Consider the following 26225-nt stretch of genomic DNA (forward strand, 5'->3'; position numbering starts at 1 on the left):
GCATTGCTAATCTCCTCTGGTTTCTGTGTGGATGGTGCTGGTTGTTACGGGTTCTGAGGTCTCTGTGCGCGGAACGTCCGGAGACGGCTGCGGGCCTCGTCGGCGCCGTGCCCGGAAGGCGACCGCGGAGTACGCCACTGCGGCGATGATGATCACGCCCTGCACGGCGTCTCGCAGCGTCGAAGGGACCCCCGCGATGTTCAGCAGCATGAAGAGGGCCTCGAGCGCGAAGGCTCCCGCCGCCGCCGCGACGATCCATCCCCGGCCTCCGCCGAGCACGACCCCGCCGAGGACGACGGCGGTGATGGCGACGAACTCGTAGCCGCGGCCGACCGAGGGATGCACCCCGGCGTACCCCACGAGCAGCACGGCGGAGAGCGTGGCCGAGAGCGACGAGATCACGAACGCCCGTGTCGTCACCCAGGCGCTGCGCGCGCCGGCGAAGTCGACCGCGGTCGAGTTGTCGCCGACCGCGATGAGGAGCTTGCCGAGCGGGCGCTTGGTGATCCAGATGCCCAGCGCGAGCCACCCGATCAGGATGAACACCGCCCAGGGGATGAACTCGAGCACCGGCACGTCACGGATGCCGCCACGACCGATCTCGCGGAAGCTGTCAGCCGGGTTGCCCGTGGCCGCTCCCCCGGTCCACCACATGACGCCGCCGAGAAGGGCGAGCATCATGCCCAGCGTGACGATGAAGGAGGGCACCTTGAGCAGCGTGGTGATGACACCGTTCACGAGTCCGACGACCACCCCGAAGACGATCATCAGCAGCAGCACGGGCACGGTGCGGGAGTCGTCCTGCCCGACGAGGTTGCCGGCGACGATCACCTGCGCGGTGATCAGCGAGCCCTGCGACAGGTCGAACTCGCCCGCGATGATGACGAAGTACTGGCCGATCGCGACGATGGCGATCGGTGCGACGCGCTGGATGAACCTCATGAACTGCCCCGGCTCCGCGAAGCTCGGGTTGAGGATCATGACGGCGACGAGCAGGATCACCAGCAGCAGGAACACCGCGCCCCGCGGGCTCACGAGTGTGCGCAGAGCGTTCACGACCGGCCTCCTTCCGCCACGGTGCTCGTATCGGCGAGTTCGGATGCTGCGGCCGCCATCTCGGACTCGGCCGCCTTGGCGGCGTCGTCTCCCCCGGTTCTCGTGCCGCCGGCGCCGAAGCGCGGACGGCGACTGACGATCGACCGACGACTGTAGACGGCCACCGCGGCGACGATCACCACGCCGCGGACGACGTCCTTCAGGAACGGGTTGACCTGCATGACGCTCATCACGTTGTCGACGACCGCGAGGATCGCGACGCCGCCGATGGCACCCCAGATCGAACCGCGTCCGCCGAGCAGCAGGGTGCCTCCGAGCACGACGGCCGCGATCGACAGCAGCGCGTAGCCGCCCTGCTGGCCGACCGTGGGACTGCCGACGCCGAGACGGCTGGCGAGCAGCAGGCCGGCGAGGCCCGCGAAGACGGAGCACAGCACGTGCGCGGCGATCAGCGGCGGGCGGGTGCGCACACCCGACAGGCGCGCGATCTCGGGGTCGCCGCCGACCGCATACAGGTGGGCGCCGGTGCGCGTGCGGTTCAGCAGCAGCCAGACGACGACGGCGAGCGCGATCATGATGATCGTCGACACCGGCACGGGCCCGACTCCGGTGGCGCCGATGAGCTGGAACTCCCACGGCACGCTGCCCGCCGAGCCCTCGAAGTTGGTGTTCAGGATCCCCTGCAGGATCAGCCCCACGCCGAGCGTCGCGATGAACCCGTTGACCTTCAGCACGGTGACGATGAGTCCGTTGACCAGACCGATCCCGGCGCAGACGAGCAGAGTGATCGAGACCGCGGCCGGGATGTTCCCGGGGTTGCCGTTCATGATCGTCGCCGCCAGGAGGCTCGACAGACTCACGACGTAGGTCACCGACAGGTCGAGCGACGCGCCCAGCACCACGAGGGTCTGCCCGATCGCGACGAGCCCGAGGACGCTCATGCCGGTGAGGATGTCGCGGATGTTGCCGGGGCTGAAGAAGTTGCGACCGACGGTGCCGACGAGGATGGCGCCGACGATGAGCGTCAGGATGAGGATCCCGAGCACGATGACGGTCGAGTCGATCCGAAGTCTCTTCATCGTGCACCCCCGTCGACCGTCGCGCCCGTGGCTGCGCCGAGGATCTCGTGCTCCGCGGAACCCGCCGGCAGCTCGGCGACCAGCTCGCCGTCGTGCATCACGAGGATCCGATCGCTCATGCCGATCACCTCCGGCAGCTCGCTCGACACCATCAGCACCGCCTTGCCCTGTGCCGCGAGGTCGCGCATGAGCTGGTACACCGCGTACTTCGCACCGACGTCGATGCCGCGGGTCGGCTCGTCGAAGAGCACGATCTGCGGCTGTGTGAGCAGCCACTTGGCGAGCACGACCTTCTGCTGGTTGCCGCCCGAGAGGAAGCGCACCTCCTGGTCGAGACCGCGGGAGCTGATCTCCAGCGAGCTGAGCACCCCGGGCACCTCTCGACGGGACGAGGCGGTGCGAGCGGTGAAGACGCTGCGGATCACGAGCAGGGTGTTGTCGAGCACCGACTGCCCGAGCGCCAGTCCCTGGGCCTTGCGATCCTCCGAGACGAGGGCGAGTCCCGCGCGCACCGCCGCCCTGGCGCTCGTGATGCGCGTCGATGAGCCGTCGACCCGCATCGAGCCCCGCACGAACGGGTCGATGCCGAAGATCCCCTCGACCAGTTCGGTGCGTCCGGACCCCTGGAGCCCGGCGATCCCGACGATCTCCCCGGCGCGGAGGGTGAGCGAGACGCCGTCGACGAAGGCGTTGCCGCAGCCGTCGAGCTCGAGCCGCGGCTCGCCGACGACGGTGCCGGCCACGGCATCCGGGTAGTACGACTGGATGGATCGGCCGACCATTCGGCGCACGAGTTCGTCGGTCGTCAGGGCGCTCGTCTCATCGGTCGAGACCAGAGCGCCGTCTTTGAGGATCGTGATGCGGTCGCACAGGTCGAAGATCTCCTTGAGCCGGTGCGAGACGTAGATCACCGCCACCCCGCGAGACGTGAGCCGGCGGATGATCGCGTACAGCAGCTCGACCTCGCGGTCGCTCAGCGCGGCGGTGGGCTCGTCCATCGAGATGACCTGCGCCTCGAACGACAGCGCCTTGACGATCTCGACGATCTGCTGCTCGGCGACGGTCAGCGAACCGACCCGGGCCTGCGGGTCGATGAACGAGACGCCGAGGTCGGCGAGGAGCTGGCCGGTGCGACGGATCATCGCCTTCTGATCGACGAAGCCGCCGCGTCGGGGCTCACGTCCGAGATACACGTTCTGCGCGACCGTGCGCTCGGGCAGCAGCGTGAACTCCTGGAAGACGGTCACGATGCCGTCGTCCATCGCCTGCCGCGGGTGCGCGTGCCGCACCTCCGCGCCGCGGTAGCGCACCACGCCGTCGTCGGCGGGCTGCACCCCGGCGATGATCTTCATGAGCGTGGACTTGCCCGCGCCGTTCTCGCCGACGAGTCCGTGCACCTCCCCGGGACGCACATCGAAGTCGATGCCCTTCAGCACCTCCACTCCGAAGAACGACTTGCGGATGCCCGAGACCTCGAGCACCGGCTGTGTGATCGTCGCGGTCATGCCGCCACCTCCGTCCATCGTCCGTCCGCGGCCGCCGAGGCGAGGACCGCCTCGGTGAGCACCGCCGAGCGGACACCGTCCTCGAACGTGGGCAGCCCGTCGGGGGTCGCGCCGCCGATCGCCGCATACACGTCGGCGATGAAGCCGTTGAACGCGTCCTGATAGCCCATGGCATGCCCCGAGGGCACCCGCTGCAGACGAGCCGAGTCGGGCGATGCGGTGGAGGGGTCCCGCAGCAGCAGCCGGGACTCCTCTCTCATGCCGATCCACAGCTCCTCCGGGCGCTCCTGCTCGAAGCGCAGGGTCTGCCTGGTCCCGTGGAGTTCGAGAGTCAGGGCGTTCTTGCGTCCGGCGGCCATCTGCGAGACGAGCAGGGTGCCCAGGGCACCGGACTCGGTCTCGACGAGGATCGCGACGATGTCCTCCGTGTCGACCGCCCGTCCGGCTCGCTCGGCGAACACCCGGCGGGTGCGGGCGCTCAGCGACCGGATCCGCTGGCCCGTCACGAACTCGATGAGGTCGCAGAGGTGCGAGCCGATGTCGGCGAACGCCCGGGATGCCCCGCCGGATGCCGACCGCACCCGCCAGTCATCGTCCGTGGAGAGGAGCATCCAGTCCTGCAGGTACGAGCAGTCGAGGGTGAGGAGCTCTCCGATGTCGCCCAGAGCGACGCGGGCCCGCGCCTCCCGCACCATCGGGTGGTAGCGGTAGACGAAGGGAACCGCGGTGACGCGGCCGAGAGATCCGGCGACCCGTGCGAGTTCACGGGCGTCCGCAGCGTTCGTGGCGAGGGGCTTCTCGCAGATGACATGCTTGCCGGCTTCGAGCGCGCGCAGCGCAAGTCCGGCGTGCGTGGCGTTGGGGGTGCAGATGTGGACGACGTCGATGTCATCGGCCGCGAGGAGAGCGGCGGCATCGGCCTCAGCACGCCCGGCGCCGAGTTCGCCCGCGGCCTGACGCCCGCCCGCGACGGAGCCGGTGGCGACGGCGCGGAACTCGCCTCCCGCGTCCCTGGCCGCGGTGCGATGCACGCGAGCCATGAATCCCCCGCCGAGGATGCCGACTCGGATCGTCCCGAGACCGGTGTCTGTGACATCCGTTGTCATGGCGGTGAGTCTGACACGGCTCCTCGACTTTTGCTAGGTATTCGTCAAAAGTTCTTCGTAACGAATCGGAAGTCGACCGAGCGATGGCGCAGGTCTGTGGTTTACTGACGCAATGGTCGACGCACTCCGCACCGCCGCGGCAGCGAATCCCGGGGCGGGCGAGATCTTCCAGATCCTTCGCGACGGCACCGCCCGCACCAAAGCCGAGCTCGCGACCATCACGGGTCTCGCGCGGTCGACCGTCGCGCTGCGGGTCGATGCCCTGCTCGCCGCCGACCTCCTGCGACCGGCAGGCGAGGCGGTCTCGACGGGCGGCCGACCGCCTGCGCGACTCGCCTTCAACTCCCGTGCCGGAGTCGTGCTCGCCGTCGACCTCGGTGCCACTCACGCCACCAGTGCCGTCGCCGATCTCGCCGGCGTGATCCTCGACTCGCGCACCCGCACGATCGACATCGGCGACGGGCCCGAGAGCCTCCTCGATCTGATCCTCGACGATGCGGGCGCTCTCCTCGAGGCCTCCCGCGCTGCCGGCATCCCGCTGCTCGGGGTGGGCATCGGCGTGCCGGGTCCCGTCGAGCATTCGACCGGGCGACCGACCAACCCGCCGATCATGCCCGGCTGGGACCGCTTCGACATCCCCGCCTACGTGCAGCGCACGTTCGACGTGCCGGTGCTCGTCGACAACGACGTGAACATCCTCGCGCTCGGCGAGCAGGCCACCACGTGGCCGCACGTCGACGACCTCGTGTTCGTGAAGGTCTCGACCGGCATCGGGTCCGGCATCATCGCCGGCGGACAGCTGCAGCGCGGCGCGCAGGGATCGGCCGGCGATCTGGGGCACGTCCAGGTGCCGAGCGGCGCAGGCTCGACGAGGGAGCCCGGCGACGAGCGCGACCTCGAAGCGCTCGCGAGCGGGTCGGCGCTGGCCGCAGCTCTGCGGGAGGCCGGGCTTGCGGCGCACAGTCCCGCAGATGTGGTCGACCTCGTCCGCTCGGGCAATGCCGCTGCGATCGAGGCGACCCGTCAGGCCGGCCGAGATGTCGGCGAGGTGCTCGCGACCGTCGTCAATCTGCTCAACCCGTCGATCATCGTGCTGGGCGGCAGCATCGCCCGCGCCGGCGAGCACCTTCTCGCCGGGGTGCGCGAGGTCGTCTATCGACGATCCATCCCCCTGGCGACCCAGCACCTCGCCATCGTGCAGTCGCAGGCGGGTGACCGGGCCGCCGTGCTGGGCGCCGCGATCATGGTCGCCCGCGAGGTGCTCTCACCCGCGAACGTCGACCGCTATGTGGCGACGAAGGCGCGCTGACCGCACCGCCGCCGCCACACCGGCTGACCTCAGAGAGTCGCCTCGAAGGGATCGAAGTCGGCATCCAGCGAGCCCACCTCGTCGATCGTGCTCTCGACCTGCACGAAGCTGCGCGATTCGGCGGCCTCTTCGATCGACAGCAGCGTGTCGAGCACGTGATAGCCGAATTCCCCCGTGGCGACATGCGTCCGGCCGGCGGCGATCGACCGCGCCATGTCCAGCAGACCGACGCCGCGTCCCGAGAGCACGCCCTCCTGCTCGACGTCGACGACGTCCTGCACGGTCGGCTCCGGCGGCACGAACACGCGGGACAGCGGTCGCGTGATCGTGATCGGTCCGCCGAACGTGTTGGGGTCGGGGATCACGATCGTGCCCTCGGTGCCCGTGATCTCGACGATGCCCTGGCGCAGCAGAGGCGAGTCGGTGCTGTAGAGGCTCTGCGCCTGTCCGCCCTGCTCGAAGTCCATCAGCACGCTCAACGTCGACGGGATCTCGACCGGGAACTCCTGTCCGGCGAGCTCTCCCACCTGCACCGTGCGCGTCGGAGCACCCTGGAGCCCGAGGGCCGCGACGGCCGCCACCGGACCGAACACGTGCACGAGCGCCGAGACGTAGTACGGCCCCATGTCGAGCAGCGGACCCGCACCCTTGGCATACAGGAACGCGGGGTTCGGATGGAAGATCTCCGGCCCCTGCCACTGGAACGTGGTCTGGGCGAAGAGGGGACGACCGATGTCGCCGCGGGCGATCGCGCGCTTCGCGGTCTGCACGCCGGGTCCGAGCACGGTGTCGGGGGCGACGCCGACACGGAGACCGGCGGCCTCCGCCCTCTGCAGCAGGCGCTGCGACTCGTCGCGGCTGACGCCGATCGGCTTCTCCGTCCACACGTGCTTGCCGGCGGCGAGGATCGCCTCCGACACCTCGACGTGCACGGCGGGGATCGTCAGGTTCACGACGATGTCGATCTCGGGGTCGTTCAGCACGAGCTCGACACCGCCCGCGCGAGGAACGCCGTACTTCTCGGCCTGCGCCTTCGCGCGGTCCTCGAGCAGATCGCCGACGGCGATCACGCGCACGTCGGGGAAGGTCGTGAGGTTCGACAGGTACTGGTCGCTGATGTTGCCCGCGCCGATGATCCCGACGCCGACGGGTCCGTTGCCGATCGCCATCAGCCGGCGACCTTCTCGTCGAGGTAGACGCGGCTGCGCTCGACCGCATCCCAGAGGTCGCCGTCGAAGTGGTCGAACTCGACGATCGCGAGCTCGAGAGCGGGGGCGGCCGCGATGGCCTCGATGAGCGGCACGGTGCCCTCACCGGCTGCCACCTGATCGGCGGGCGGGTAGGCGCTCAGGAGCGCGGGATCGAGCGTGCCGTCCTTGGCGTGCACCGCGATCACGCGGTCCCCGAGGCGCTGCAGCAGGGCGACCGGGTCGACCCCGCCGCGTGCGACCCAGTAGAGGTCGACCTCGAGCACGACACGCTCGTCGAGCAGGCCGGCGAGCACCTCGAGTCCGGTGACGCCGTCGAAGACGGCCTCGAGCTCATGGGCGTGGTTGTGGTAGCCGACGCGCACGTCGACGGTCGCGCCGACGGCGGCCGCCTCGTTGAGCAGGCGCGCGGTCTCCTCGATCTGCTCGATCGACTCCCAGCGCGCGGGCTCCGTGTAGGGGTCGATGACGGTGCCCATGCCGAGCACCTTCGCCGCGGCGAACACCTCGGCGGGCGACGGCACCGGAAGAGTGGTTCCACTGCCGTCCGGGTTGACGAACGACTCGGAGGCGAGGAATGCGTGGCCGGAGGGAGCGGTCAGGCCCGCCGCAGACAGGGCGTCGGCGAGCGGCTGAGCCCGGCGCACGAAGTCGTAGGGCTCGACGGCGGTGAAGCCTCTGGCGGCCACCTCTTTCAGCGAGCCTTCGAGGTCGGTCTCGAGCTGATCCTTGATCGTGAACAGCTGGATGGAAGTCTGAATCGCCACGGGGTCTCCTTCGGTCGTCGGTGACGTGCGGGCTGCCTTCACCCGTCTGTCCGAGCACGCTATCACCAAATACCTCCGCGCGGAAGTTTTCAATCTGTAGACTCGCCTCATGAGTCAGGATCAGGATCGCCCGCGGCAGCGCGGTGCCTACGCGAAGGGCATCGCCCGTCGCCAGGAGATCCTCGATCGCGCCATCGAGGTCTTCGCCGCACGCGGAGCCGACCGCACGAGCCTCCGCTCCATCGCCAGTGCCGTCGGCGTCACTCACGCGGCCCTCACCCACTACTTCGGGTCGCTGGAGGAGCTGCTCGTCGCGGTCTACCAGGAGAGCACGGCGCCCGGTCGCCAGCAGCCCGACGCCCTCCCGGCCGAGGCGACCCCGGTCGAGCGGATGATCGAGTCGGCGCGCACCAACCGCGAGGTCCCCGGGCTCGTCCAGCTCTACTCCATGCTCGTCGCGACCGCACTCGAAGAAGGGCACCCGGCTGCCCGTGAGTTCGCGACGACGCGCTTCGCGCGGTTGCGCACGGACATGGCCGCGCTCGTGCGAGAGCAGCAGGACACGGGTCTCATACGCGAGGACGTGGATGCCGAGGCCGTCGCCGCTCTGGTCGTGGCCGCCTCCGACGGCCTGCAGACGCAGTGGCTCCTCGACGACACCGCGCCGCAGCATGAGGCACTCGCCCTGCTCGATCGACTGCTGCGTCCGACCTCTCGCTAGGGTGAGGGTGTGACAGCACCCGGCACTGATCGACGGTCGCCCTACGAGCGCGCGCTCGGCGAGCGCATCTCGGAACTCCACCCGAAGACCGCCTGGTATTTCCGCACCATCCCCGACGGGCATGTCGGAGTCGGCACGGGCGTGTTCACGACCGCGGGCTCGCGCCATCGCTGGTTGTGGCCGGTGTTCCGCATCGCGGAATCCCTCGGAGTCGCGTTCGCCGGATGGGAGCACGACGTCCCGTTCCGCATCGAGAACCGCACGGTCGCGGGCGAGGCGCTGGCAGTCAGGCACTTCGATCTCCCAGGACGCACCTGGGTCATGCCCGACGTCGTCTCCCTCGGCGCGAACCGCATCCTCCGCAACGAGATCGGCCCCCGTCGCACGGTCGTCACGACCTTCGACATCGACGTGCGTGACGGTGCCGTCGTGCTGACCATCCGCCGGATCGGGATGCGGTTCGGGCGGCTGCGCATCACCGCTCCGCGCTTCCTGAGTCCGCGCATCGGTCTCGTCGAGCGCTGGGACGAACAGCGCGAGCGGCACCACGTGAACATGACCATCGACGCCCCGCTGCTCGGCCGCGTCTACGAGTACACGGGATTCTTCGAGTACGCGATCGAGAGCGAGACCCCGTGACGGATCCGATGCCCCGCTCCGCAGGACCCGTCGTGATCGGCGGATCGACCGGCTTCATGGGGCAGTACCTGATCCCCCGTCTGCGGTCAGCGGGGCGGGAGGTGATCACCGTCTCGCGATCCGGCGCCGACATCTCCTGGGGAGACCAGGCGGCGATCGATCGGGCCGTCGACGGTGCGTCGCTCGTGATCGGCCTGGCGGGCAAGAGCGTGAACTGCCGCTATACGCCCGAGAACCGAGCCGCGATCTTCCGCTCGCGGCTCGACACGACCTCGTCGCTGAGCTCCGCCATCGCGAAGGCCGCGAATCCTCCCCCACTGTGGGTCAACTCCTCGACGGCGACCATCTACCGTCATGCCGAAGAGCGTCCGATGACCGAGTCGTCGGGCGAGATCGGCACGGGGTTCTCCGTCGAGGTGGCCAAGGCGTGGGAGCGCGCGCTGTTCGCGGACGACCTCCCCCGGACGCGGCGGGTGGCCCTGCGCAGTGCGATCGTGCTCGGCCACGGCGGCGTGCTCGGCCCGCTGAAGAACCTGGCACGACTCGGCCTCGGAGGGGCGCAGCACGACGGGCGCTGGCCGATCAGCCGCGCACGCCGCGCCGCGGGCACGGGCCACCGCCCCGGCGCACGCCGCGGACGGCAGCGGTTCAGCTGGGTGCACGTCGAGGACGTCGCCCGCATCATCGATTTCCTCGAGGTCACGCCGACCCTCGACGGGCCCGTGAACGCCGCATCTCCAAACCCGACCGACAACGCCGACTTCATGGCCACCGTGCGGCGGCTGCTGGAGGTACGCATCGGTCCGCCGATGCCTCGGTGGATGCTCGAGCTCGGCGCCATCGGCATCCGCACCGAGACCGAGCTGATCCTCAAGAGCCGGTGGGTCATCCCCGAGAAGCTGACGCTCGCCGGGTTCGAGTTCGCGTATCCCCACCTCGAAGACGCCCTGCGGGAGTCCTTCGATCTCGAGCGCGTCGGCTAGCTCGACGTGTCCGCGGCCCCGCTCGACGACGCGTCGCCCTCGTCTCGCCGGCGCTTCTCGATCTCCTGACGCAGCCGCCACTCCTCGATCTCACGATCGAGATCCGCGATCTGCTGCTCCGTGCTGCGAGCGTCGACCGGCGGGGCCTGGCGTGGCTCGGGTCGGCGGGTCGCGGGGCGCGCAGCCGGCCGCATCCGGGGAAGCCGCAGACCCGCCTCCGAGTACTCCCTGCCGATCGCGAACCACAGCAGACCGCCGATCAGCGGCAGGAGGATCACGATGATGATCCACGCCATCTTCGGCAGGAATCTCACCTGCGCGTCGTCTCGGCGGATGATGTCGACCAGCGCGCCGATCATCAGCGCGATGACGAGGAGCGAGAACAGGAACGGCATGTGTTCAGGGTAGACGACGCCCGAGTCTCGCGCGCCTGCTACGGGAGCAGGTGACCCGCCGCGCGGAAGAGCTCGTACCACTCGGCGCGCGTGAGCTCGATGTCGGCGCCGGCAGCGGCATCCTGCACCCGCTGCGGGGTCGTGGTTCCGAGCACGACCTGCATCTTCGCGGGGTGACGCGTGATCCACGCCGTCGCGATCGCGATCGGTGCGACCGCGTACGACGCAGCCAGCCGATCGATCACGGCGTTGAGCTCGGCATACTCGGGGTTGCCGAGGAACACCCCGGTGAAGAAGCCGCCCTGGAAGGGCGACCACGCCTGGATCGTGATGCCGTTGATGCGGCAGTACTCGACGATGCCTCCGCCGTCGCGGACGATGCTCTGGTCCTCGCCTGCCATGTTCGCGGCGACCGGCTGCGCGAGGATCGGCGCGTGCGTGATCGACAGCTGCAGCTGATTGGCGACCAGGGGCTGAGTGACCGCGGTGCGCAGGAGGTCGATCTGCCGCGGCGTGTGGTTCGAGACGCCGAACGAGCGGACCTTGCCTGCGGCCTCGAGCTCGTCGAACGCCCTGGCGACCTCCTCGGGCTCGACCAGCGCGTCGGGGCGGTGCAGCAGGAGAACGTCGATGTGGTCTGTGCGAAGCGCCGCGAGCGACCCCTCGACCTGGCGGACGATGTGCTCGTATGAGAAGTCGAACGTGCCCTCGGCGGGGTGGATTCCGCACTTGGTCTGCAGCACGATCTCGTCGCGCTCGGCGGCCGTGAGGTCCAGCGCATCGGCGAAGCGGCTTTCGCAGAAGTGCATGCTGCCGCCGTAGATGTCGGCATGATCGAAGAAGTCGATGCCGGCACTGCGGGCGGTGTCGTACAGTTCACGGATCTGCGCATCATCCTTGTCATCGATGCGCATCATTCCTGCGACGACGGCGGGGGCTGTGGCGGATCCGAAGGGGATGGTCTTCATACCCCCACGCTAGTGCGGTCAGGGCGTGAGCCGCGCGACCGATATGTCGAGCGCCTGCGCGATGTCGGCCAGATCGGCAACGGTGAAGTCGGCCTCACCCGCGAGCTTCCTGCGGAGCGCTGCGCGGGCGATTCCCGCTCGATCGGAGAGCCAGGGTGCGTCCCGGCCCCCGCGACGCAGTTCTTCTTCGATCGCATTCGCCACCGCACGTCGCACATCTGTCGTCATTCATAGACAGTATCGCCGCATACGGGGTGCGACAAGCGTTCAGCGCACCAGTATGACGGCATCCTGGCTTCATGCCGGTGCTATCGTGACTCACGTGAAGACACCGGGCGAGCAGTTCAATGCGGCGGTAGGCCGCCAGCTCCGCGCCGAGATCGCCGCCGCCGGAAGCAGCATCGCCGCGATGGCGCGCGAGGTCGGCATCGCGAGGAGCGCTCTCGACAACTACGTCACGGGCAAGCGCTCGATCCCGGTTCCCATCCTGTACGCGGTCAGCGCGGCCCTCGACATCGCACCGCACGTGGTGATCACGCGTGCCGAAGAGCGGCTCCGTTCCGAGGGCTTCCGCGGCGGCGCCACGATCACCGCCCTGCACCCCCGCACCGATGTCCGTGGTCGACGCCAGGATGAATCCGAAGTCGCGTTCGAGTCTCCTCTCGCGCACGCTGACGACACCGACGATCTCTACGACTGACGACCACCCGGCGAGGAGGATCATGGAGGCCCTCCTTCGCCTGCTCGAAGAGAACGGGCTGCACCTCATCGAACGGCGAGGTCGGCGCCCCGGCGGCTACGAACCGCACACCGCGACCATCCGGGTCACCCCCGGTCTCAGCGCGAGGGCCACATCCAGCGTGATCGCGCACGAGCTCGGGCACGCGATGCTCGGTCACACCCCCACCGCGGATTCGTCGATCCGCGCGCGACAGGAGCGCCGAGCAGACGAGTGGGCGGCCCGACTGCTGATCGACGCCGACGCGTACGCCGAGGCCGAGAGAGCGCGAGGCACCCACCCCGCCAGCCTCGCCTTCGAGCTGGGAGTGACCGTCGAGCTCGTGACCGCATATCGACGGCTGCTGCGTCGCGTCGGGGACACCACGTACGTCGGCGCGAGGATGGGGCGGGGCCAATGGGAGCATCGCGCCCCGATCGTGTGACATGGCGCCGGGCGCGGCGCTGATTGAATGGCTGCATGACCTTCCGCACCGCTCCGGCCCCGATCATCCTCACCGGCCGCCTCGTCGAACTCCGACCTCTGGAGACGTCTCATCACGACGGCCTCCTCGATGCGCTGCTCGAGGGTGAGCTGTGGAAGCAGGCGTGGTACACCTCGGTGCCCTCCCCCGACGGGCTCGCCGCCGAGATCGACCGTCGCATCGGCCTGATCGAGACCGGTGGGATGATCCCGTTCACCGCGTTCGACGCCGAAGGACGGATCCTCGGCCTCACGTCCTATTACGACCTGGAGGCCGACGTCCCCCGGCTGCACATCGGCTACACCTGGAATCGCCCGTCGGCCCACGGCACCGGCACCAACGCCGAGTCGAAGCTGCTGCTGCTCCGGCACGCGTTCGAGGACCTCGGCGTGTTCCGTGTGGGCCTGACGACGCAGTGGGTCAACTTCCAGTCGCGGGCGGCGATCGAACGTCTGGGAGCGAAGCAGGACGGTGTCATGCGCGCGATGAGCCGATACCGCAACGGCGCGCTGCGCGACAGCGTCGAGTTCTCGATCATCGAGCCCGAGTGGCCCGCGGTGAAGGCCAACCTCGAGGCGAGGCTGGCCAGACGCGCCTGACTACTCGGTGGCGTTGCCCGACCAGTTGTCCTTGCGACGGGTGGCCGAGCCGCTGGCGCGCATCACGAACGCGAGCGACAGACTCACGATGAGCAGGCCGGCGATGAAGACGATCGCCTGGAAGTCCTCGAGCGACTGCGCGAGCCCCATGAGCCAGATGCCTCCGAGGAAGAGGATCATGAAGAAGATGAAGCTGAGGATCACGGGATCTCCTGTCGTAGCGGCCGTCATCCAGGATACCGCCTAGCGCACACGCGGCAGCGACGGAACCCCCTGGGCGATCGCCCGCGGGGGTGATTGCGTGCAGGGATGAGCACACGACTGACTGCCCTCGCCATCTCCTGCACCCTCAAGCCGTCTCCCGCGGAATCGAGCAGCGACCTCCTGGGGTCCCAGATCCTGCAAGCTCTCGCGGAGCACGGAGTCGCCGGCCAGCTGGTGCGCGCCGTCGATCACTCGATCAGCCCTGGCGTCGAGACCGACATGGGCGAAGGCGATGAATGGCCGACTCTGCGCGAGCAGGTGCTGGCGGCCGACATCCTCGTGTTCCTGACCCCCACCTGGATGGGCCAGCACTCGAGTGTCGCGCAGCGGGTGCTGGAACGCCTCGACGCCGAACTGAGCGAGACCGACGATGCGGGCCGACCGATCCTGTTCGACAAGGTCGCGATCGCCGGAATCGTCGGCAACGAGGATGGAGCCCACCACATCGCCGCGATCCTGTTCCAGGCGCTGAACGACGTCGGGTACTCGCTGCCCGCCCAGTCGTCGATCTACTGGAACGGCGAGGCGATGCAGACCATCGACTACAAGGATCTCTCCACGACCCCTGAGAAGGTCGCGCAGGCCACGGCGACGGCAGTGCGCAATGCCGTGCACCTGGCCCGCGGTCTCCAGGCAGACGGATACCCCGCGGAGTAGTTCAGGACTTCGACGCGCTCCCGCTGTCAGCCTTCGGCTGCACGTAGTCGTCGATCACGAGCTCGCCCGTCGCGTTGAGAGCGCGCATCATCTCTTCGATGCGCGCCTTCTCGATGTTGTGCGGGTCCGGAGAGGTGAAGAGGAACTGCAGCGGGATCGCCGGGTGCATCCAGACGGTGAGACGGCCGGGGTCGCCGCCTTCGCGAGGATGCCAGGTCATCATGAAGCTCTCCTGGCGACGGAGCTTCGTGCCGACGATGACCTTCAGATGAGCGAGCGTCTCGTCGTCGATGAGGATCGGCTCCGAAGTGCCGTCATATCGCAGTCTTCCCATGAAGGAAACCGTACCCCGACGCGCGTGTCATCGTGTACTCGCGTGCGCGCTCTGGCGCGGCGAGAACGTCACAACCTCATCACGGCGCGAACGCTCCACGTCGAGCCCTGCGAGCTCGAGTCGTCGGAAGACCCGACGCGGAAGCGCGGGCAGTTCGGCCGTGCGGCCCGACGGCGGCTTCGCGAGCCCGGTGATCAGCGAGAGATCGACGCCCGCGCCGCGCACCTCGATGCGGGCGTAGTCTGATCGCGTCCGCCAGACGAGATGCTGCAGCTGCCGGAAGGGGATGCGGTGGGTCGCGTTGCCGGCGCGGATGCGCAGATCGTCATCGCCGAACGCGACGCTGCAGGACAGCGTCCGTCGCCTCAGCACGGCGCGGAGCATCAGATAGACCGGCAGTCCGACGACCGCGCCCGTGAGGATGATCGCGAGGCGGGCGCCCATGTGCATCACCGCGTCGTCGAATGCGATGAGCAGCACGGTGCCCGCGGTGCCGACGACGAGGACCACCGCCACGATGGCGACCGTCAGCGCCCGCATGCGCAGGTCGAGGGCAGAGAACTGGACGTGGGATCCGTCGCCGTTCTCGTCACGCTCCCATTCGGGTGCGACAGGAGACGGGCGCCTGAGGGCATCACGCCGTCCGATGCGGTCTGTGACGCGCGACAGAAGGCCCAGCCAGATCCATCCCGCGGCGGGACCGGCGGCGATCTGCAGCACGACGATGACCGCCCGCACGGGTTCGGGCAGGCCTGCGAGCAGCTCGCTCCCGGCGTCGATCACGACGATCATCACAGCCGTCAGCACCACGGCGACACCCAGGTGCACGGCGACGCCGGCGCGCACCGGGCGCATGTCCATCGTCGCGTTGACGAAGGAGAAGGCGATGCTCCAGCCGCCGAGCAGCATGAGCAGGAACGGGAAGAAGCTCAGGTCGTCGCCCGCGATCGTCCACACCGTCGCGGCCACCAGCAGGAGCACTCCCCCCGCGAGCGGAGCCCGCACGAGCCGGCGGCCGATTTCGCGTCGCAGCCTCCGCTCCGAGGTCGTCGTGGGCGCCGTGTCGGTCATCGCCCCCATCCTAGAGCGAGGCCGGACGTCATCACGGGGTCACGACGTCGCGTGCGGCAGTACCGTGGATCCATGACCGCTCCTGTTGATCCGACACTCACTCCCGCCTGGTCCGAACTCGCCGCGCTGCGCGAGTCGATCACCGCCGATCTGCGAGGCTGGTTCGCCGCCGATGCCGACCGTGCGGAGCGATTCTCGTTCCCGCTCGCAGACCTCCACGTCGACCTGTCGAAGAACCTCGTCACCGACGACGTTCTCGCAGCGCTTCTGCGCCTCGCCGAGCAGACGGGAGTCGCCGAGCGATACGCCGCGATGCTCCAGGGAAGCCACCTCAACACGTCCGAGGACCGCGCCGTGCTGCACACGGCACTGCGTCGACCGGCCGACTCCTCCCCCGCGCTCGTCGTCGACGGACAGGACGTGGATGCCGACGTGCAGGCCGTGCTCGACGCACTCAGCACTTTCGCCACCAGAGTTCGCTCCGGAGAGTGGCTCGGCATCACCGGAAAGCGCGTCACCCATGTCGTCAACATCGGCATCGGCGGCTCCGACCTCGGGCCCGTCATGGTCTACGAGGCGCTCAAGCCCTATGCGGATGCCGGGATCGAGGCGCGGTTCGTGTCGAACATCGATCCCACCGACCTCGCGCAGAAGACCGCGGACCTCGACCCCGAGACGACCCTCTTCATCGTCGCGTCCAAGACCTTCACCACCCTCGAGACGCTCACCAACGCCCGCCTGGCGCGCGATTGGCTGTGGGCCGGACTCCAGGCCTCGGGAGCCATCTCCGACGACGAGGACGCCCGCACCGACGCCGTCGCGCACCACTTCGTGGCGGTGTCGACCGCCCTCGACAAGGTCGCGGCCTTCGGGATCGATCCGGCGAACGCCTTCGGATTCTGGGACTGGGTCGGCGGCCGCTACTCGGTCGACTCCGCGATCGGCCTGTCGCTCGCGATCGCGCTCGGACCCGATACCTTCCGCGATCTGCTGACCGGCTTCCATGCGGTCGACGAGCACGTGCGCACCACGCCTCTCGAGCGCAACGTCCCGGTGCTGATGGGTCTGCTCAACGTCTGGTACGTCAACTTCCACGGCGCGCAGTCGCATGCGGTGCTGCCCTACGCGCAGCAGCTGAGCCGGTTCCCGGCCTACCTGCAGCAGCTGACGATGGAGTCCAACGGCAAGTCGGTCCGCTGGGACGGCACCCCGGTCACCACCGACACCGGCGAGGTGTTCTGGGGAGAGCCCGGGACCAACGGCCAGCACGCGTTCTACCAGCTCATCCATCAGGGCACCCGGCTGATTCCGGCCGACTTCATCGCGTTCGTGAACCCGGCCTACCCTCTGACCGACGGCGGGCAGGACGTGCACGAGCTGTTCCTGGCGAACTTCCTCGCCCAGACGAAGGCTCTGGCCTTCGGCAAGACCGCCGCAGAGGTCGAGGCTGAGGGAACCACCGGAGCGCTCGTCGCGGCACGCACGTTCGCCGGCAACCGCCCGACGACCTCGATCTTCGCACCCGCGCTGACACCACAGGTGCTCGGTCAGCTGATCGCCCTGTACGAGCACATCACGTTCACGCAGGGCACGATCTGGGGCATCAACTCGTTCGACCAGTGGGGCGTCGAGCTGGGCAAGCAGCTCGCGATGCAGATCGCTCCGGCCATCGGCGGGGACGAGGCGGCCATCGACGCGCAGGACGCCTCAACGAAGACGCTGCTCTCCTACTACCGCGCGAACCGGAAGTAGGCGAGACAGCGGGAGCGGCGAATGCAGTCGGTCACACGCGGCGACGCGCACGTCAGTGCGCGTCGCCGGGCACTGCTCGTCATCGCCGTCCTGGTGGTCGCGGCCGGTCTCGTCACACACGTCGTCGGTCGTGGTCCGATCGCGAACGCACTCGGCGACGCCCTCTATGCGGTGATGATCTACGTCGTCATCGCGATCGTGCTCCCACGAGCCCCGGTCTGGATCGTGGGTGCGAGCGCCGCGGCGCTGTGCATGCTGATCGAGTGCTTCCAGCTCACCGGTCTGCCGGCGATCTGGTCCGAGGCCTTCTGGCCGGTGCGACTCGTCCTGGGCGTCGGATTCGATGCGCGCGACCTCGTCGCCTACGCGGTGGGCGCGGGTGCCGCCGCCCTCTGCGACCACGCGATCGGTCGCCGTCTCCGCGCACGCGCACAGTAGACAGAAGAAAGACCCCCGAGCGATGCTCGGGGGTCTTTCTCGTCGGTGGACCTAAGGGGATTCGAACCCCTGACCTCCTCGATGCGAACGAGGCGCGCTACCAACTGCGCCATAGGCCCTGACGTCTTCTACGCTATCACGCTCGAAGACCCTCTCGTGCCGCGAGCATCAGCCCGCTGCACGCTTCGCGAGGAGGTCGCGCACATGCGCCTCGATCTCCGCGTCGTCGACGTATCCCATCTTCGCGAACGGAGACGCGGCGGCCTGCGAGGCCGCGGGAATCTGCACGGGTGCGGCGGGCGCCATGCGCTCCGCTCGCTCACGAAGCTCGGCGAGACGAGCCGCAGCGCGGCGCTTCTCCTGCGCATCCAGCTCCGCTCTCGCCACCTGCGCGCGCGAGCCTGCGACCGACACCAGCGGCTCGGGCAGCGGACGCGGAGTCCATGTCGCCGGGCCCTGATCGTGCAGTTCGGGCTCTGCCCTCTGCACGGGCTGCTCGACGACGCGCACCGAACGCCGGGCGGCGCGGGCGGCGACAGCCGACATGCGCTGCAGGGCGAAGCCGGCGACGACGATGACCGACCCGCCGACCCAGAGCAGCAGCTGCGCCTGAAGCGCGATCAGCTGCCACACGCCGAGCCCCGTGACGACGAGACCGAGAAGCAGGGTCGAGGTGGCGACGATGCGCACGCGGCGACGCGCGCGGGCCTGTCGCATGACGGGATCAGCCCTCGTCGCAGCCAGCTCTTCGCGGAGCTTCATGAGCTCAGCGGCTTCCTTCTCGGACTGCAGGCGCTTCGCGAGCTTCTGCTGCGCGAGGGCAGTCCGCGCGTTGAGTTCGAGACGGACCTCGCCGGGGGTCTCGCTGGTCTCGGCCAGCACCCGCAGGGCCTGGTTCAGTCTGACGGCGTTGCGCTCCGCGGCGTCGTACTGGAAGCGCCCACGCCAGGAGGGCAGCAGGTAGAGCATCCACAGGAGCACAGCGACGAGGACTATCACTCCCCCGCTCAGCACCGGCCCGTCCATGTCGACAACGGTACGGGAACATCGCTGGTCACGACGCTCAGTCGGAGCGTGTGTCGCGAGGAGTTCTGAAGTCAGCGGCGTGTCAGAGCGCGAAACGGTCCGACGGCGGGATCGTCGCGGCGTCCGGAGGCACCTCGCCGTTCAGCCACCGGGCCAGCACGCCCTGCGGCACATCCTCGCGAGTGAGGGCGAACGCGTAGTGATCCCGCCAGTCGCCGTCGATGTGGATGTAACGGCGACGCAGCCCTTCGTAGCGGAAGCCGAGCTTCTGCACGACCCTCAGGCTCGCGACGTTCTCGGGCCGGATGCAGATCTCCATGCGGTGCAGCGCATACTCCGTGAAGCAGGCATCGGTCGCGAGCGCGACGGCTGTGGGCGTGATGCCCTTGCCGGCGAAGCGCTCGCTCACCCAGTACCCGATGGTCGCCGAGCACAACGACCCCCTGGCGACTCCCCACACGTTGAGCTGCCCGGCGATCTCACCCTCGTACTCCATGACGAACGGATAGCCCGCGCCGTCGCGGTACTGCTGCAGCAGACGGCGGATGCTGAGTCGCATGTCGAACGAGACCGATCCGTACGGGACGGTGGCCTCCCACGGCTGCAGCCAGGAGCGATTGCTCAACAGCTCGTGCTGAAGAGCCCTCGCATCCCGAGAGCGCACGAGGCGCAACTCGATGGGACCATGCCGCATCCCCGTCGCCTGATCCATCCGCGCGCTCCCGACGCCGCGTCGACGCCTAGAGGCGTTCCGCGAACTCCTTGAGCCACGGCCGCAGCTCGGGGCCGAGGTCGTCGCGGTCGGAGGCGAGCTGGACGATCGCCTTGATGTAGTCGACGCGGTCGCCGGTGTCGTACCGGCGTCCACGGAAGATGACGCCCACCACACCGGGGCCGTCGGCGCTGGTGGCCAGCTCCTGCAGCGCGTCGGTCAGCTGGATCTCGCCGCCCTTGCCGGGTTCGGTGCGCTCGAGCACCTCGAAGATCGAGGCGGGCAGGACGTAACGGCCGATGATCGCCAGGTTCGACGGCGCGTCCTCGGGTGCGGGCTTCTCGACGAGGTCGGTGACGCGCACGGCATCCGATCCCTCGATGTCCTCGACGGCGGCGGCGCCGTACATGTGGATGCTCGCGGGGTCGACCTCCATGAGGGCGATCACCGCGGCGCCGCTGCGCTCGTGCTCGGCGATCATCTCGGTGAGCAGCTGGTCGCGCTCGTCGATGAGGTCGTCGCCGAGGAGCACGGCGAAGGAGCTGTCGCCGACGTGCGTGCGGGCACGCAGCACCGCGTGACCGAGTCCCTTGGGCTCACCCTGACGGACGAAGTGGATGTCGGCGAGGTCGCTCGAATGGATGACGCGCTCGAGACGCCCCGTGTCGCCCTTCTCCATCAGCTTGACCTCGAGCTCGGGGACCGAGTCGAAGTGGTTGGAGATCGCGTTCTTGTTGCGGCCGATGATGACGAGGATGTCATCGATCCCGGCGCTGGCGGCCTCTTCGACGACGTACTGGATCGCCGGCTTGTCGACGACCGGCAGCATCTCCTTCGGCATCGCCTTCGTCGCCGGCAGGAAACGCGTTCCCAGACCGGCAGCAGGAATGACAGCCTTCATCTTCCGTATACCCATCCACCCAGCCTAGTGGGGATGCCGCCGTAGACTCGGAGCCATGTCCCACGACGTAGAGCATGAGAAGCGCGCGCTTCGCGCCGAGCTCCGCGAACGCCGCCAGCTGCTGAGCGACTCGCAGCGGGAGGCCGCGGCATCCGCCATCACGCAGCGCCTCGACGAGCTGGTCGACGCGCTCGGCGCCCGGTCGATCTCATGCTTCCTCTCGACCACGACCGAGCCGGGCACCCGGGAGTTCGTCACCGGCGCGGTGCGCCGCGGCATCCGGGTCCTGCTTCCTGTGACACGGGCCGACGGCCTTCTCGACTGGGCCGTGGCGACCGATGACGACGACGTCGCGGAAGGCCTCTTCGGGCTTCCCGAGCCGACCGGCGAGGTGCTCGGTCCGATCGCCGTCAATGATGTCGACCTGATGGTGATCCCCGCCGCGGCCGTCGACCGCACCGGGATGCGCATGGGCTGGGGGCGCGGGTACTTCGACAAGACCATCGGTTCGATGGAGAAGTGCCCTCCGGTCTACGCAGTCATCTATGATTCCGAGGTACTCGACTTCCTGCCGAGGGAGGTTCACGACCAGCCGGTCACCGGCGTCGTGACTCCCACGCAGACCCTCCACCTGTCGCCCACGCGACGCTGACCCGCGAGGATCGCAATGCCCACCTATGCCTATGCCTGCCGTTCGTGCGGTCACGCCTTCGACGCCGTGCAGAGCTTCTCCGACGACGCGCTCACGGTCTGCCCCGAATGCGGCGGCGAGCTGCGCAAGCAGTACGGATCCATCGGCGTGACCTTCAACGGATCCGGCTTCTATCGCACCGACTCGCGAGCGGGCTCCGGCTCTTCCGCATCCGCCCCGGCATCATCGAAGGCGGAGCCGGCCAAGACCACGACCCCGGCCCCCGCGTCGACCAGCACCTCTTCTTCCTGACCCCATCGACTCCCCGGAGGCATCCATGCTCAAAGGTTTCAAGGACTTCATCCTCCGCGGCAACGTGATCGACCTCGCGGTCGCGGTCGTCATCGGCACCGCGTTCACGGCGATCGTCACCGCCGTGGTGAACAGCATCATCACCCCGCTCGTCTCGCTGTTCTTCAAGGCGGATGCGACGGGCAACTTCGGACCGCAGGTGCAGAGCATCTACGGAGATACCGTCACGTTCCCCATCGGCGATCTCATCTCGGCGATCATCAGCTTCCTCTCGGTCGCTCTGGTGGTGTACTTCGTCTTCGTGCTGCCGATGAACACGTTCAAGGCCCACGTCGAGGCGCGCAAGGGCACCGCGGCCGAGCAGCCGGAAGAAGAGCCGGCGGCCGCCACCGAGGCCGAGCTGCTCGTCGAGATCCGCGACCTGCTCGCCGGGAACAAGCCGCGCAGCTGACTCGCAGTCCGCACCGCGAAGCGCACGGTCCGATTCGGGCCGTGCGCATCGTCGTCTCCCGAACACGCCTGAGCCGCCGGTGCTCAGTAGTGCGGGGGCACGTCCTGCATCAGGCGGTCGTCGTTGGGCCCCTTCGGGCCCGTCGTCCGCTGAGGTTCCCGGACGACCCGATCCGGGTCCGTGTCGGTGCCCGGCACGGGAGTCAGCCGGGCACGCCGCGATCCGGCGACCCGCACGACCTTCTGCCGCGGGGCACCGGAGTCCGGCTGATCAGTCATTCTGCGGGTCGGTGAGATCGATCGGCTGCGTGTCGTTGTCGGCTCGGGCCGCGGATGCCGAGATTCCCAAGACTCCCGCGATGCGCGTGGCCGCCGTGACGGGGTCGCTGTAGAGGTCGAAGGCGTGCACGCGCACGTAATGCCACCCGAGGCGGCGAAGCACGTTCGGGCGCAGCCGCAGGGCCTCGCGCAGTGACTCGCCACGAGACTCCGGGTCGGACTCGATGACGACGGCCTTGCCGTTGTGCTGTGCGACGAGCGGCAGCAGACCGCGGTAGTCGACGTCGACCGCTGCGCCGAGACGGCGCAGCTCTCGTGCGAGGGCGAGCGTCAGCGGGTCGGCGAGATCCTCCAGGCGTGCGTCGCGTCCCCGGGTGGCGAGGCCGCCGAGGATCGACATCAGGGTGGCGGCGCCGAACTCGAGGCGGCCGTCGTCGAACGACGAGGGGCGGATCGACGAGACGATCACCATGGACCGGCGGGCGCGGGTCATCCCGACCGTCAGCAGCCGCTCCCCATCCGGCGTGGACAGGTCGCCGAAGTCGCTGAGCACTCGGCCGTGCTTGGTCAGGCCGTAGCCGAGTGAGAAGATCACCCGGTCGCGGCTCTCAGCCACGGACTCCTCGAGGGTGAGCACCGCGAAGGGCTCGGCCGTGTCGCGACCGACGAAGTCGGCGACGTCGGAGCGCCCGGCGAATGCCGAGGTGACGGCGGCCCTCACGCGCTCGGCGTGACGCCTGCTCGCGGTGACCACCATGAGCGACTCGTCCGGGCGATGCACGGCGTGCTCCACGACCAGCGTGACGACGCGTGCGACCTCTGCCTCGGGGCTCTCCACCGCACCCGACACGGGGTCGGGCGCCCCGGTGCCGCCTTCGACGTAGTCGACGGTGAGGCTGCCGCGACCCAGGTACGAGCCCGCCCAGGGCAGAGAGACGATCTCGCCGCCGTAGAACGCGTCGTTGATGAGCTCTGCGAGGTCCTCGCCGCCCGCGCGGTAGCTGCGCGTGAGGGTCATCACGGGAAGCAGTTCGGACAGGCGCTCGAACACCGACACGGAGTCGAAGGGCACCTCGTGCTCCCATTCGGGGCCGGGGTCCACGGCGACGTGGAACGCTGTCGGAAGCTGAGTGACCGGATCGCCGAAAGCGACAACCTGACGGGCACGGCGGATCGCCGGGGCCGCTTCGGCGAGGTTGATCGCGGCCGCATCGACGAGGAGCACCGTGTCGAACTCGACGGAGTCGGGGATCTGCGGCACGAGGTAGGGAGACGAGATCCAGACCGGCGCGAGCACGCCGACGAGGGTGGGCGCGGAGCTCACGATCTCGGCTGTCGTCGTCGCCGGCTGCTTCAGTGCACGCCTGAGGTTCTGCGACTCCTGCGGCTCATCGACGATGGCGATCTTCCACTGGTTCGCGAGCTGCCAGGCGAGCAATGGACCGGCCATCGCGGCGTGCGCCTCGTCGACGAGACGGAAGTCCCGCTCGAGCCGGTCGACCACCGCCGTGTTCGCACCGAGCAGCGCTCGATCCTCCTGCAGAGCCCGCTCCAGCAGTGTCTGCCACCAGGCGAACTCCAGCTCGTCACCCACGCGCGACTCGGCGACGTGGCGAACGGACAGCTCCGCGAGCAGCGGCTCGAGACCGAGGTCAGCCAGCCGATCGCGCAGCTGCGCGCGCTCCACGAGGTTGTCGAAGACGTCGGACTTCGCCGCGAGACCGGCGAGAGTGCGCACGAGGCGGGCGACGGGGAGCGTCGACAGCGGTTCCCTGCGGCCGAGCGCGACATCGAGCTCGGCGAGCTCAGCCGTGACGCGCTGCCACGACGAGTGGACGTCGGCGAGCCCGAGTGGAACCTCGGGCGCAACCCCGGCTTCCACGAACCGCTGCCACTGGGTGCGCTGCGCCTGGATGCGCAGCAGCGACTCGTGCATCTCGGTGACATGGACGCCCGGGCGCACGTACTCCTTGGCGAGACGACGCAGCCGACGCCGGTTCGCCCCGGACATCGCGGGCGCGTCGCGGCGCGATCCGTGAGCCTGGATGAGCTCGCCCAGCGGACGCTCGAAGACGGTGGGGCTGAACCGGTCGAGAGAGTCGCGGATGCCCTGCAGCAGCCGCAGGTACTCACCGAGCTCGTCGATCGTCGAGAACGGGCGCATATGCGTCTGGGCGATGAGGGCATACCCGCGCTCGAGGAGGGCCGGCACGCTGTCGGAGTGCAGACGCGCTGCCAGCTGGTGCGCCGACTTCGCAGCCTCGGTGCTCGAGAACGTGACTCCGTACCAGGGCGAGTCGTCGGGTCCGAAGCGGAACTCGCCGAGGCGCGCGGCCTGCGCGAGCGCCGCTGCCGCCGACGAGCGATCGTCAGCGAGACGGCGGAGGGTCTCGGCGCTGAGTCGCGCCGTGGTCGACGGCGGGGTGGGCAGGGAGGCGAGCCTCGTGAGATGCCTGGTGGCGTCGAGCACCGACGAGTTCGTCCCCGCGACCGGAGCGGTGAGAGCGCTGCGATAATCCCTGAGCACCGTGCGGAGACGCACGAGAGCGTCATCGACGTCGCTGACCTTCGGAGCCGTCGCCTTCTCGTTCCGGCCGATCGCGCGGACGAGGTCCCGACGCACGTTCGCGGGAGACACCGCCAGGCTGTCGAGGCCGATGCCCGCAAGACGGTGCCGCACGCCGTCGAGGGTCGACCGTCGCGCCGAGACGACGAGCACCCTCTTGCCGGCCCGCACGAGTTCGCCGAGCGCGTTGATCACGGTCTGTGTGCCGCCTGTGCCGGGGAGCGTCGCGACGGTCAGCGAATGTCCGGCGGCGATCCTGGCGAGGAGCGCCTCCTGCTCTGCATCCGCATCGAGCAGCAGATTGTCGGATGCCGGCGCCCGGTCGTCCGGTCCGGTGTGGTGCGGCGCGGGTCGGCGGGCCGAGACCTGCTCGCGGTCACCGACGTGACCGGCCAGAGCGTTGAGCACGACGTGGTCCAGACTCCCGCCGTCGCGGGACATGGCACCGCCGACATCGGCGAAGGTCGAGACCACGAGCCGCGGCAGCACCGTGAAGGTGTCGATCGACCGCGTCGTGGCCCGAAGGCTGTCGATCACGGGCTGCGGCTTGAAGATCCCGCCGTCGTAGGCGAGGGAGGCGAGAGCCGCGGCGTCGATCGTGATGCCGAAGTGCTCACGCGCGATGCGCACGAGCTCGGGGTTCACCTCGAACGCGCCCTGCAGCTTGAGTTCGAAGTCGGAGTGGTGCCGACGGATGGCGAGGGGGCGAAGCAGCACGGGCGCCGAGAAATCCGCCCCGCCGATGCGCCAGCCGGCGACGCCGACTGCGAGGTGCACCGCCTCGATGCCGCGAACGGTGCGCAGCTCGGTGTTCTTCGCCGTGATCCGCTCGGCGGCGAGCCTCGCAGTGCGCAGACCGACCTCGTCGCGATAGAGATTCGACAGCAGGGTCGATTTGCCGGTGATGAACTGGGGAAGACTGCCGGGGTGGGCCTTCGAGATGTCGATGCTGGATTCGACCGTGTCGCGGAAGTTCACGAGCGGCGATGAGCCGCCGAGGTCAGCAGCTTCCGCACGCAGCCGAGTGCGCTCGGCCTCTGCCGCATGCGCGATGCCGATACCGGAGACCGGCTCGTGCGATTCGCCGAGGGTCACTGCGGCATCGGTCGCTGCGTCATCCGCAGCCTTGCCTTCACGTCGCCACACACCTCACACACTAAGCGCGCCTCGCCCCACAGGCGGTATCCCGGGCGGGTTTCACCGTATTTCCGCCCGCTCGAGGGCGGAGCGACGACCCTGTGGACTGCTTCTGCACCCGAGCGACGAGTCGGTGCGGTCTCCCCCGGTCGCGCTCG

General features: G+C 69.0%; 29 protein-coding genes and 1 tRNA gene. 13 read left to right on the plus strand and 17 right to left on the minus strand.

All coding sequences use genetic code 11. From position 1 onward, the window contains the following. Positions 1–6: 6 nt before the first annotated feature. Genes SOM10_RS11170 through SOM10_RS11185 form a run of 4 tightly spaced genes read right to left on the minus strand, consistent with a single transcriptional unit; the run spans position 7 to position 4746 of the window. Positions 7–1056, minus strand: coding sequence for an ABC transporter permease (locus tag SOM10_RS11170; protein WP_230100355.1), 1050 nt, complete (start codon positions 1054–1056; stop codon positions 7–9). After that, a complete protein-coding gene (locus SOM10_RS11175) occupies positions 1053–2135 on the minus strand; it encodes an ABC transporter permease (protein WP_056279956.1) in 1083 nt (360 codons plus the stop codon). The genes SOM10_RS11170 and SOM10_RS11175 overlap by 4 nt, the downstream gene beginning before the upstream one ends. Then, positions 2132–3640 carry a sugar ABC transporter ATP-binding protein gene (locus SOM10_RS11180; RefSeq protein WP_320490008.1) on the minus strand — a complete coding sequence of 503 codons (1509 nt, stop codon included), beginning with the start codon at positions 3638–3640 and terminating at the stop codon, positions 2132–2134. The genes SOM10_RS11175 and SOM10_RS11180 overlap by 4 nt, the downstream gene beginning before the upstream one ends. After that, positions 3637–4746 carry a Gfo/Idh/MocA family oxidoreductase gene (locus tag SOM10_RS11185; protein WP_320490010.1) on the minus strand — a complete coding sequence of 370 codons (1110 nt, stop codon included), beginning with the start codon at positions 4744–4746 and terminating at the stop codon, positions 3637–3639. Before SOM10_RS11185 ends, SOM10_RS11180 begins: the two co-directional genes overlap by 4 nt. A 112-nt stretch (positions 4747–4858) precedes the next feature. On the opposite strand from SOM10_RS11185, the gene SOM10_RS11190 reads away from it, so the two are divergent. Continuing rightward, positions 4859–6055: an ROK family transcriptional regulator gene (locus SOM10_RS11190; protein ID WP_056279954.1), complete on the plus strand. Its 1197-nt coding sequence runs from the start codon at positions 4859–4861 to the stop codon at positions 6053–6055. 29 nt (positions 6056–6084) lie between these two features. Here the strand turns inward: SOM10_RS11190 and SOM10_RS11195 are convergent, their stop codons facing one another. Further along, positions 6085–7224 carry a Gfo/Idh/MocA family protein gene (locus SOM10_RS11195; RefSeq protein ID WP_053097175.1) on the minus strand — a complete coding sequence of 380 codons (1140 nt, stop codon included), beginning with the start codon at positions 7222–7224 and terminating at the stop codon, positions 6085–6087. Next, on the minus strand, positions 7224–8030 hold the full coding sequence (locus SOM10_RS11200; protein WP_230100357.1) for a sugar phosphate isomerase/epimerase family protein: 807 nt from the start codon (positions 8028–8030) through the stop codon (positions 7224–7226). Before SOM10_RS11200 ends, SOM10_RS11195 begins: the two co-directional genes overlap by 1 nt. Positions 8031–8139: 109 nt before the next feature. On the opposite strand from SOM10_RS11200, the gene SOM10_RS11205 reads away from it, so the two are divergent. Genes SOM10_RS11205 through SOM10_RS11215 form a run of 3 tightly spaced genes read left to right on the plus strand, consistent with a single transcriptional unit; the run spans position 8140 to position 10373 of the window. Next, complete coding sequence (locus tag SOM10_RS11205) at positions 8140–8751, plus strand: TetR/AcrR family transcriptional regulator (protein WP_056279948.1); 612 nt, start codon at positions 8140–8142, stop codon at positions 8749–8751. Positions 8752–8760: 9 nt separating this feature from the next. Next, positions 8761–9390 (plus strand): DUF4166 domain-containing protein, encoded by a 630-nt coding sequence (locus tag SOM10_RS11210; protein ID WP_320490015.1) that lies wholly within the window; start codon positions 8761–8763, stop codon positions 9388–9390. 8 nt (positions 9391–9398) lie between these two features. Continuing rightward, complete coding sequence (locus SOM10_RS11215; protein ID WP_230100359.1) at positions 9399–10373, plus strand: epimerase; 975 nt, start codon at positions 9399–9401, stop codon at positions 10371–10373. Here SOM10_RS11215 and SOM10_RS11220 read toward each other — a convergent pair. Genes SOM10_RS11220 through SOM10_RS11230 form a run of 3 tightly spaced genes read right to left on the minus strand, consistent with a single transcriptional unit; the run spans position 10370 to position 11964 of the window. Further along, on the minus strand, positions 10370–10768 hold the full coding sequence (locus SOM10_RS11220; RefSeq protein WP_053097181.1) for a PLDc N-terminal domain-containing protein: 399 nt from the start codon (positions 10766–10768) through the stop codon (positions 10370–10372). The two genes, SOM10_RS11215 and SOM10_RS11220, sit on opposite strands and share 4 nt — an antisense overlap. Before the next feature lie 38 nt (positions 10769–10806). Then, entirely contained in the window at positions 10807–11736 is a 930-nt protein-coding gene (locus tag SOM10_RS11225) for an aldo/keto reductase (RefSeq protein WP_295101439.1), read from the minus strand. Between the two features lie 18 nt (positions 11737–11754). Beyond that, positions 11755–11964, minus strand: coding sequence for a hypothetical protein (locus SOM10_RS11230; protein ID WP_056279941.1), 210 nt, complete (start codon positions 11962–11964; stop codon positions 11755–11757). A gap of 94 nt (positions 11965–12058) precedes the next feature. Here SOM10_RS11230 and SOM10_RS11235 point away from each other — a divergent pair, with 94 nt between their 5' ends. From SOM10_RS11235 to SOM10_RS11245, 3 genes are read left to right on the plus strand one after another with little or no spacing between them, the layout of a single operon-like run. After that, a complete protein-coding gene (locus SOM10_RS11235; protein WP_232224461.1) occupies positions 12059–12436 on the plus strand; it encodes a helix-turn-helix domain-containing protein in 378 nt (125 codons plus the stop codon). Positions 12437–12458: 22 nt separating this feature from the next. Beyond that, positions 12459–12899, plus strand: coding sequence for an ImmA/IrrE family metallo-endopeptidase (locus tag SOM10_RS11240; RefSeq protein ID WP_082297859.1), 441 nt, complete (start codon positions 12459–12461; stop codon positions 12897–12899). 35 nt (positions 12900–12934) lie between these two features. Further along, positions 12935–13537 (plus strand): GNAT family protein, encoded by a 603-nt coding sequence (locus SOM10_RS11245; protein ID WP_320490017.1) that lies wholly within the window; start codon positions 12935–12937, stop codon positions 13535–13537. On the opposite strand, the gene SOM10_RS11250 is transcribed toward SOM10_RS11245, so the two are convergent. Beyond that, positions 13538–13741, minus strand: a complete 204-nt coding sequence (locus SOM10_RS11250) for a hypothetical protein (RefSeq protein WP_053097189.1) — start codon at positions 13739–13741, stop codon at positions 13538–13540. It abuts the gene before it with no gap. A 105-nt stretch (positions 13742–13846) separates the two neighbouring features. Here SOM10_RS11250 and SOM10_RS11255 point away from each other — a divergent pair, with 105 nt between their 5' ends. Beyond that, positions 13847–14458 (plus strand): flavodoxin family protein, encoded by a 612-nt coding sequence (locus SOM10_RS11255; protein ID WP_320490018.1) that lies wholly within the window; start codon positions 13847–13849, stop codon positions 14456–14458. Between the two features lies 1 nt (position 14459). On the opposite strand, the gene SOM10_RS11260 is transcribed toward SOM10_RS11255, so the two are convergent. Together SOM10_RS11260 and SOM10_RS11265 are read right to left on the minus strand one after the other, a co-directional pair. Further along, positions 14460–14792 carry a hypothetical protein gene (locus tag SOM10_RS11260; protein ID WP_295101446.1) on the minus strand — a complete coding sequence of 111 codons (333 nt, stop codon included), beginning with the start codon at positions 14790–14792 and terminating at the stop codon, positions 14460–14462. Positions 14793–14819: 27 nt separating this feature from the next. Next, positions 14820–15863 carry a hypothetical protein gene (locus tag SOM10_RS11265; protein ID WP_320490019.1) on the minus strand — a complete coding sequence of 348 codons (1044 nt, stop codon included), beginning with the start codon at positions 15861–15863 and terminating at the stop codon, positions 14820–14822. Between the two features lie 72 nt (positions 15864–15935). Here SOM10_RS11265 and pgi point away from each other — a divergent pair, with 72 nt between their 5' ends. Next, positions 15936–17615, plus strand: a complete 1680-nt coding sequence (gene pgi / locus SOM10_RS11270; protein WP_320490020.1) for a glucose-6-phosphate isomerase — start codon at positions 15936–15938, stop codon at positions 17613–17615. 21 nt (positions 17616–17636) lie between these two features. Then, positions 17637–18053 carry a DUF2809 domain-containing protein gene (locus tag SOM10_RS11275; RefSeq protein WP_320490022.1) on the plus strand — a complete coding sequence of 139 codons (417 nt, stop codon included), beginning with the start codon at positions 17637–17639 and terminating at the stop codon, positions 18051–18053. A gap of 46 nt (positions 18054–18099) precedes the next feature. On the opposite strand, the gene SOM10_RS11280 is transcribed toward SOM10_RS11275, so the two are convergent. From SOM10_RS11280 to galU, 4 genes are all read right to left on the minus strand, one after another. Next, positions 18100–18172: transfer RNA gene (locus SOM10_RS11280), tRNA-Ala, on the minus strand. Between the two features lie 49 nt (positions 18173–18221). Next, positions 18222–19079 (minus strand): hypothetical protein, encoded by an 858-nt coding sequence (locus SOM10_RS11285; RefSeq protein ID WP_072591593.1) that lies wholly within the window; start codon positions 19077–19079, stop codon positions 18222–18224. 82 nt (positions 19080–19161) lie between these two features. Beyond that, positions 19162–19773 (minus strand): GNAT family N-acetyltransferase, encoded by a 612-nt coding sequence (locus SOM10_RS11290; protein WP_053099195.1) that lies wholly within the window; start codon positions 19771–19773, stop codon positions 19162–19164. 46 nt (positions 19774–19819) lie between these two features. Then, entirely contained in the window at positions 19820–20707 is an 888-nt protein-coding gene (gene galU / locus SOM10_RS11295) for a UTP--glucose-1-phosphate uridylyltransferase GalU (RefSeq protein ID WP_053097201.1), read from the minus strand. A gap of 40 nt (positions 20708–20747) precedes the next feature. Between galU and SOM10_RS11300 the strand changes: the two genes are divergently transcribed. Genes SOM10_RS11300 through mscL form a run of 3 tightly spaced genes read left to right on the plus strand, consistent with a single transcriptional unit; the run spans position 20748 to position 22086 of the window. Further along, positions 20748–21344: a 5-formyltetrahydrofolate cyclo-ligase gene (locus SOM10_RS11300; RefSeq protein WP_053097203.1), complete on the plus strand. Its 597-nt coding sequence runs from the start codon at positions 20748–20750 to the stop codon at positions 21342–21344. Between the two features lie 15 nt (positions 21345–21359). After that, positions 21360–21635, plus strand: a complete 276-nt coding sequence (locus SOM10_RS11305) for an FmdB family zinc ribbon protein (RefSeq protein WP_053097205.1) — start codon at positions 21360–21362, stop codon at positions 21633–21635. A 25-nt stretch (positions 21636–21660) separates the two neighbouring features. After that, the gene (gene mscL, locus SOM10_RS11310; protein ID WP_053097207.1) at positions 21661–22086 is read left to right on the plus strand and encodes a large conductance mechanosensitive channel protein MscL; all 426 of its coding nucleotides are present in this window, start codon (positions 21661–21663) and stop codon (positions 22084–22086) included. A gap of 270 nt (positions 22087–22356) precedes the next feature. On the opposite strand, the gene SOM10_RS11315 is transcribed toward mscL, so the two are convergent. Beyond that, complete coding sequence (locus tag SOM10_RS11315) at positions 22357–26076, minus strand: ATP-binding protein (protein WP_056279930.1); 3720 nt, start codon at positions 26074–26076, stop codon at positions 22357–22359. Between the last annotated feature and the right edge of the window lie 149 nt (positions 26077–26225).

The organism is Microbacterium sp. CFBP9023 (genome assembly GCF_034045055.1).
Lineage (GTDB): Bacteria > Actinomycetota > Actinomycetes > Actinomycetales > Microbacteriaceae > Microbacterium.

Bases quoted from the DNA above. Each gene is read 5' to 3' on its own strand.
- SOM10_RS11175 (WP_056279956.1), bottom strand. From the start codon at position 2,135: ATGAAGAGACTTCGGATCGACTCGACCGTCATCGTGCTCGGGATCCTC.
- SOM10_RS11180 (WP_320490008.1), bottom strand. From the start codon at position 3,640: ATGACCGCGACGATCACACAGCCGGTGCTCGAGGTCTCGGGCATCCGC.
- SOM10_RS11185 (WP_320490010.1), bottom strand. From the start codon at position 4,746: ATGACAACGGATGTCACAGACACCGGTCTCGGGACGATCCGAGTCGGC.
- SOM10_RS11190 (WP_056279954.1), top strand. From the start codon at position 4,859: ATGGTCGACGCACTCCGCACCGCCGCGGCAGCGAATCCCGGGGCGGGC.
- SOM10_RS11195 (WP_053097175.1), bottom strand. From the start codon at position 7,224: ATGGCGATCGGCAACGGACCCGTCGGCGTCGGGATCATCGGCGCGGGC.
- SOM10_RS11205 (WP_056279948.1), top strand. From the start codon at position 8,140: ATGAGTCAGGATCAGGATCGCCCGCGGCAGCGCGGTGCCTACGCGAAG.
- SOM10_RS11215 (WP_230100359.1), top strand. From the start codon at position 9,399: ATGCCCCGCTCCGCAGGACCCGTCGTGATCGGCGGATCGACCGGCTTC.
- SOM10_RS11220 (WP_053097181.1), bottom strand. From the start codon at position 10,768: ATGCCGTTCCTGTTCTCGCTCCTCGTCATCGCGCTGATGATCGGCGCG.
- SOM10_RS11225 (WP_295101439.1), bottom strand. From the start codon at position 11,736: ATGAAGACCATCCCCTTCGGATCCGCCACAGCCCCCGCCGTCGTCGCA.
- SOM10_RS11230 (WP_056279941.1), bottom strand. From the start codon at position 11,964: ATGACGACAGATGTGCGACGTGCGGTGGCGAATGCGATCGAAGAAGAA.
- SOM10_RS11240 (WP_082297859.1), top strand. From the start codon at position 12,459: ATGGAGGCCCTCCTTCGCCTGCTCGAAGAGAACGGGCTGCACCTCATC.
- SOM10_RS11245 (WP_320490017.1), top strand. From the start codon at position 12,935: ATGACCTTCCGCACCGCTCCGGCCCCGATCATCCTCACCGGCCGCCTC.
- SOM10_RS11255 (WP_320490018.1), top strand. From the start codon at position 13,847: ATGAGCACACGACTGACTGCCCTCGCCATCTCCTGCACCCTCAAGCCG.
- SOM10_RS11260 (WP_295101446.1), bottom strand. From the start codon at position 14,792: ATGGGAAGACTGCGATATGACGGCACTTCGGAGCCGATCCTCATCGAC.
- SOM10_RS11265 (WP_320490019.1), bottom strand. From the start codon at position 15,863: ATGACCGACACGGCGCCCACGACGACCTCGGAGCGGAGGCTGCGACGC.
- pgi (WP_320490020.1), top strand. From the start codon at position 15,936: ATGACCGCTCCTGTTGATCCGACACTCACTCCCGCCTGGTCCGAACTC.
- SOM10_RS11275 (WP_320490022.1), top strand. From the start codon at position 17,637: ATGCAGTCGGTCACACGCGGCGACGCGCACGTCAGTGCGCGTCGCCGG.
- SOM10_RS11285 (WP_072591593.1), bottom strand. From the start codon at position 19,079: ATGGACGGGCCGGTGCTGAGCGGGGGAGTGATAGTCCTCGTCGCTGTG.
- SOM10_RS11290 (WP_053099195.1), bottom strand. From the start codon at position 19,773: ATGCGGCATGGTCCCATCGAGTTGCGCCTCGTGCGCTCTCGGGATGCG.
- galU (WP_053097201.1), bottom strand. From the start codon at position 20,707: ATGGGTATACGGAAGATGAAGGCTGTCATTCCTGCTGCCGGTCTGGGA.
- SOM10_RS11300 (WP_053097203.1), top strand. From the start codon at position 20,748: ATGTCCCACGACGTAGAGCATGAGAAGCGCGCGCTTCGCGCCGAGCTC.
- SOM10_RS11305 (WP_053097205.1), top strand. From the start codon at position 21,360: ATGCCCACCTATGCCTATGCCTGCCGTTCGTGCGGTCACGCCTTCGAC.
- mscL (WP_053097207.1), top strand. From the start codon at position 21,661: ATGCTCAAAGGTTTCAAGGACTTCATCCTCCGCGGCAACGTGATCGAC.